The organism is Catenulispora pinistramenti (assembly GCF_018274385.1).
In the GTDB taxonomy this organism is placed as follows: Bacteria; Actinomycetota; Actinomycetes; order Streptomycetales; family Catenulisporaceae; genus Catenulispora; species Catenulispora pinistramenti.
Map to the genome: position 1 here is coordinate 1 of NZ_JAAFYZ010000512.1, position 811 is coordinate 811.

1 protein-coding gene is annotated in these 811 nt (G+C 73.7%); it reads left to right on the forward strand.

Annotated elements, in window-relative coordinates; translation table 11 throughout:
- A partial coding sequence (imuA', locus tag KGQ19_RS48750) for a DnaE2-dependent mutagenesis accessory factor ImuA' (protein WP_212022474.1) occupies positions 1 to 602 on the forward strand: 602 nt, incomplete at its 5' end.
- Positions 603 to 811: the final 209 nt, after the last annotated feature.

An 811-nucleotide genomic window follows, 5' to 3' on the forward strand; every position in this document is an offset into this window, starting at 1 on the left:
GGGTGGTGGGGCTGCCGGCGTTCGGGATCGCGGCGGCTTCGGGGATGGGGGCCGATCTCGGGCGCTTCCTGATGCTGGACGAGCCCGGGGAGCGGTGGGCTGAGGCGGTGACTGTGCTGGCCGGTGCGGTGGACCTGGTGTTGGTGCGGCCGCCGCGTCGGCCGGGGGGTGAGCAGGTGCGGCGTATCGGGGCCCGGATCCGGCGCACGGTTCGGCAGCGCGGTGCGGCATTGGTGGTGGCCGGTGACTGGCCGGGCGCCGATCTGCGGCTGCGGCTGACGGACGCGGCGTGGTCCGGGCTCGGCGAAGGTACCGGGCATCTGACCGGACGGCAGGTCACGGTCGTCGCCGGCGGTCGTGGCGCCGCGGGCCGGGAGCGCACGGCTCGGCTGTGGCTGCCGGCGGCCGACGGAGCGGTACGCGAGTGGAGCGCGGAGATGGATGCGGGCACAGGTGCGGAGATGGACGCGGGCACAGGCGTGGAGATAGACGCGGGCACGGGCATGGGCGCGCCGACGCATTCGGGGGATGCCGAGCGGCGGCCCGGGGTGGCTGCGGAGATCAGGGACGGCGGTGAGGTGGTGCGGCTGTGGAGTGCATAGAGCTGAGTGCGTAGGGCTGAGTGCGTAGGGCTGAGCGCATAGAGCTAAGGCAAAGCCCGAAAGCAAAACCCGAAAGCAAACCCGCCGAAGCACGGCGGCATCGCGCACCGCGGCGGGCGGGCGCGACGCCCCGTAAGGCATCGGCCGCAGCCGTGACGCGCCACGCCGCGCCCCACAAAGAAAGGAGCCACCCCCGTGTCCGCGCCACC